This is a genomic window from Sphingomonas sp. CCH9-F2, assembly GCF_001556735.1.
GTDB lineage: Bacteria > Pseudomonadota > Alphaproteobacteria > Sphingomonadales > Sphingomonadaceae > Sphingomonas > Sphingomonas ginsenosidimutans.
Genome location: NZ_LSJO01000044.1, coordinates 1 through 4,409, shown reverse-complemented (window position 1 = coordinate 4,409; position 4,409 = coordinate 1). Strand labels below are relative to the sequence as shown.

At 71.9% G+C, this 4,409-nt stretch carries 5 protein-coding genes and 1 pseudogene; all 6 read left to right on the top strand.

Going from position 1 to position 4,409, the window contains the following annotated elements:
• The coding region (locus AX685_RS22170) for a hypothetical protein (RefSeq protein ID WP_197418433.1) at positions 1-195 on the top strand (195 nt) is incomplete at its 5' end.
• Positions 192-1,229, top strand: a complete 1,038-nt coding sequence (gene fliG / locus AX685_RS01215) for a flagellar motor switch protein FliG (RefSeq protein WP_066484497.1) — start codon at positions 192-194, stop codon at positions 1,227-1,229. The genes AX685_RS22170 and fliG, both read left to right, overlap by 4 nt.
• Complete coding sequence (locus AX685_RS01210; RefSeq protein WP_066484495.1) at positions 1,222-1,986, top strand: FliH/SctL family protein; 765 nt, start codon at positions 1,222-1,224, stop codon at positions 1,984-1,986. Before fliG ends, AX685_RS01210 begins: the two co-directional genes overlap by 8 nt.
• Positions 1,986-3,335, top strand: a complete 1,350-nt coding sequence (locus tag AX685_RS01205; RefSeq protein WP_066484493.1) for a FliI/YscN family ATPase — start codon at positions 1,986-1,988, stop codon at positions 3,333-3,335. Before AX685_RS01210 ends, AX685_RS01205 begins: the two co-directional genes overlap by 1 nt.
• The gene (locus tag AX685_RS01200) at positions 3,328-3,738 is read left to right on the top strand and encodes a hypothetical protein (RefSeq protein ID WP_066484491.1); all 411 of its coding nucleotides are present in this window, start codon (positions 3,328-3,330) and stop codon (positions 3,736-3,738) included. The genes AX685_RS01205 and AX685_RS01200 overlap by 8 nt, the downstream gene beginning before the upstream one ends.
• 208 nt (positions 3,739-3,946) lie before the next feature.
• Positions 3,947-4,409, top strand: a pseudogene (locus AX685_RS01195) (hypothetical protein); the annotation flags it as partial.

The following is a 4,409-nucleotide window of genomic DNA, read 5'->3' as shown; positions in this document are numbered from 1 at the left end:
GCCGACGACGCCACCGCGCATTACGACGACGACGATGACGACATTGAGGTGTCCGAACCGGTCGGCCTCGACCAGATCGAGACCAGCCGCAGCTATGACGAGCGGATCGACGCGGTGCGTGGCTTCACCCGTGACAATCCGGCGCGCGCCGCGCTCGCGGTACGCGACATGATCGCCGCGGACGCCAAGTCATGAGCGAGGAACAGGCCACCGCCACGACCCCGCCGCCGCGCACCTTCACCGGGGTGGAGCGCGCCGCGGTGCTGATGATGCTGGTCGGCGACGACGAAGCCGCCGCGATCCTGCAGAAGCTGGAACCCGACGAGGTCCGCAACCTGGGCAGCGCGATGTTCGCGGTGGCGGACGTCAGCGAGGAAGAGGTGCAGCTCGTCCTCGACAATTTCGTCGGGTGTGCGCGGCAGCGCACCGGCATCACCTTCGATCCCGGCCGCAAGGTGGAATCGGTGATGACCCGCGCGCTGGGCGCCGAAAAGGCCGAAAGCGTGCTGGCGCGCATCACCCCGGCCGAGGCAGTGTGCGAGATCGACCTGCTCGACTGGCTCGACGCGACCGAGATCGCCGCGCTGCTCGACAAGGAGCATCCGCAGATCGCCGCGGTGATGATCGCCAATCTCGATGCCGAGGTCGGCAGCAAGGTGCTGGAGCTGCTGCCCGAGCTGGTCCAGCCCGACATCCTGCACCGCATCGCACGGCTGGGGCCGATCACGCCCGAGGCGGTCGACATGCTGCGCACGCTGATCGCCAACCGCACCAGCGGCGGCGGCACCGGCGCGGGCACGTCGCTGCAACTGGGCGGCGCGCGCGAGGCGGCCAAGCTGCTGCAAGGCGCGCGCAAGTCGGTGGAACAGCGCGTCATGCCCAAGCTGTTCAAGATGGACCGCGACATGGCCAAGCAGATCGAGGAGGCGATGTTCGTCTTCGAGAACCTGCTGGAAATGGACGACAAGAACCTGGGCACGCTGATCCGCAACGTCGACGGCGACACGCTGACCCGTGCGCTGAAGGGCGTCGAGGAAAGCGCGCGCAACCGCATCCTGGGCTGCATGTCGGCACGTGCCGCCGACGGCATCCGCGACGATATGGAAGCACGCGGCCCGATGAAGCTGAGCGAAGTGCTGGATGCGCAGAAGGTGATGATCCAGATCGCGCGCAACCTGGCGAAGGACGGGACGATCCAGATGGGGGCAGGCGACGACGATTATGTCTGACAACGGTTTCGTCATCGGACTGCCGTCGCGCGTGGACGAGGCGGCGGCCTCGCGCGTGCGTGCGCAGACCCGCGAGCATCAATCCCCGACCGGTTTCACTCCTGCCGAACTGATCCAGCGGATCGAGGAAGCGTTCGGCGGCAGCACCGCCGAGACGGTCGGCGCCGCGCCGCGCCATTTCCACCCCGCCGACCGCGCCGACAATCCCACCGAGGGCTGGGATCCGCTCGATGCCGCGGCCGAGCCCAGCGCCTTCCTCGACCCCGTCGAGGTCGCGCGCGCCGAGGGGTATGAGGACGGCGTCGCCGCCGCCACGCTGGCCGCGCGCGAGGACATGGAGCGCGACCGCGCGATGATGACCGCGCTCGCAGCCGAGCTGAAGGCGGGCGGCGCGATCGACCGCGCGGCGCTGGCCGATGCGCTGCGCCGCACCGTGCTGGCGCTGGTCGGCAAGCTGGTCGGCGAGAACGGCGTGTCGGGCGAATTGCTGGCGGCGCGCATCGCCGCGGCGTCGGACCTGCTGGCCGATGCGCACGAATCGGCGATGCTGCGCGTCCATCCCGACGATGTCGCGCTGCTGGACGGGCTGCTGCCCGACACGATCTTCCCGGTCGGCGACGCCGCGATCGCGCGCGGCAGCTTCGTGCTGGAAGCCGCCTCGACCATTGTCGAGGACGGCCCAGCGCTGTGGCTGGACCAGCTTGCCGGCGCGATCGAGCGCGTTCCCCTTCCCGCGTCCAGAACCGCCGCCGCGTGATGCTCAACCGCTACGCCGGCGATTATCTCGACGCGCTCGCCGCTGCGGACGTGCGCCCGCGCGCGCGCGTGTCGGGGCGGCTGGCGTCGTATGACGGGCTGCTGATGGAGGCGGTGGGGCTGTCGCTGCCGGTCGGCACCGTCTGCCTGATCGGCGCGGCGGGCACGCATCAGGTGGAGGCCGAGGTGATCGGTTTCCGCAACGGCCGCACGCTGATGATGAACCTGGGCGGCGCCGCCGCGCTGCTGCCCGACGCGCCGGTGCGCCCGCTGGGAGCGCCGGGCGAGGCGGAGGTGGGCGCCGCGCTGCTCGGCCGCGTCGTCGATGGCGCGGGTAACCCGATCGACGGGCTGGGGCCGATCCGCGGCGCGGGCCACTGGCCGCTGGCCGGGCGCATCCAGTCGCCGCTCGACCGCGGGCGCGTGCTGGCGCCGATGGACGTCGGCGTGCGCGCGATCAACGGGCTGCTCACCGTCGGGCAGGGCCAGCGCGTCGGCATCATGGCCGGTTCGGGGGTCGGCAAGTCGGTGCTGCTGGGGATGATGGTGCGCGCGGCGCGGGCCGACGTGGTCGTCATCGGGCTGATCGGCGAGCGCAGCCGCGAAGTCGCCGACTTCCTGGAAACCAAAGTGGCCGGGGAGGCGCGCGCGCGCGCGGTCGTCGTCGCGGTGCCTGCCAACCATTCCCCCGTGCTGCGCATCCGCGGCGCGCTGCGCGCCACCGCGATCGCCGAAGCGTTCCGCGCCGAAGGCAAGAAGGTGCTGCTCATCATCGATTCACTGACCCGCGTCGCGCACGCCGGGCGCGAGATCGGGCTGGCGCTGGGTGAGCCGGCCTCGGCGCGCGGCTATCCGCCGTCCGCGATCGCGATGCTGCCCAACCTGATCGAGCGGGCGGGGTCCGACGTCCACACCGGTGGGTCGATCACCGCGATCTACACCGTGCTGGCGGACGGCGACGACGGCAACGATCCCGTCGTCGATTCGGCGCGATCGATCCTCGACGGGCATATCGTGCTCAGCCGCGCGATGGCGGAGCGCGCGGTCTATCCCGCGATCGATATCTCCAAATCGGTCAGTCGCGTGATGAACGACATCGTGCCGCGCGATCACCAGCAGGCCGCGCGCGCGCTGCGCCAGCATCTGGCGACCTATGAGGAAAATCGCGATCTGGTGCTGATGGGCGCCTATCGCGCCGGCAGCGACGCCGCGATCGACGCCGCGATCGCCTATCACCCCGCGATCATGGAATTCGTGCGCCAGGACACCGACCAGATCGTGCCGCTGGAGGATGCCGCGGCGGAACTGACCGGCGTGTTCGGCGACGCGCCGGACGGCACGCATGGCTGACGGCAAGCGGCTCCAGCGGCTGCACCGCGTCCGCACGCTGCAACTCAACCTGGCGCGCGCGGACGAAGCGCGCGCGCGCGAACAGGTGACCAGCGAGCAGCAATTGTCGCATCGCATCGCGCAGCTGGCCGCCGCGGTCGCGCCGCAGCCCGCGCTGGTCCCCGGCGCCGCGCATCTGGCCGCCGCCGCGCATTTCCGCGAGCGGCTGCACCGGTCTGCCGACGCCGCGGTCGAGCGCGTCCGCACCGCCGAGATGAACGCCGACCGCCGCAGCCAGGCCGCACGCGCCGCGCACCGCGACCAGAGCGCGGTCGAAAAGCTGATCGATCGCCACCGCGCGGAGCTGATCCGCGCCGAGATGAAGGCGCTGGAGGATGCGCCCGTGCCCGCCCGCCGGCGCTGAGCCACGCGCGATCGCGGCCGGGGCGGGGGCCGCCCTTTCCTCCGCGAGGTCCGCGAATCCAATGGCTTGTACGGATGGCGGGGCGGTCGCGAGGCGCGCTGCGCCGACCGCATGTCGCCCGCCGCGAATCTCAAAACGGCACGCATCTTGCTGATGTGTCCACGGACGCTCGCGTCCATCGGTTCAACCCGCTGCGACTGGATACGCCTTGACCACGATGGCCAGCCTTTTGCTGACGACCGCCCCGGGCGCGATCGCGATTCCGGCATCGCCCGTGTCCGCCGCCGGCGGTACGCCGGGCGAGGCGGCGGCGGTTTCGTTCATCGACCTGCTGATGCCCGGCGCCGCGGGCGTGCCGACGCTGCCCGATGCCGCCCGGCAGGCGCTTGCCGCCCCCGGCACGACGATGCCGGCGCTGCCCGCCGCAGCGGCCGTTGCGCCCACCCTGCTGCCCGCGGCGCTGCCGGTCGCCGACACTGCGCGACCCGCCGTCCTGCCCGACGCCGCGCCGGGCGCCGTCCTGCCCGAGGCTGTGACCACACTTACCATCGCGCCGAACACGGCACCGATCACCCACGCGCCAGACGCGCCCGTAACGCAGCCGCCGGTCACCGAAGCGCCGGTCGCGCGCGCCGCGCCGGCGCCAGCGACGCGCGCGCCGCGTGCCGATG

What these genes read in the sequence shown, in the direction of transcription:
- fliG (WP_066484497.1), top strand. Translation starts at nt 192, where the DNA reads ATGAGCGAGGAACAGGCCACCGCCACGACCCCGCCGCCGCGCACCTTC.
- AX685_RS01210 (WP_066484495.1), top strand. Translation starts at nt 1,222, where the DNA reads ATGTCTGACAACGGTTTCGTCATCGGACTGCCGTCGCGCGTGGACGAG.
- AX685_RS01205 (WP_066484493.1), top strand. Translation starts at nt 1,986, where the DNA reads ATGCTCAACCGCTACGCCGGCGATTATCTCGACGCGCTCGCCGCTGCG.
- AX685_RS01200 (WP_066484491.1), top strand. Translation starts at nt 3,328, where the DNA reads ATGGCTGACGGCAAGCGGCTCCAGCGGCTGCACCGCGTCCGCACGCTG.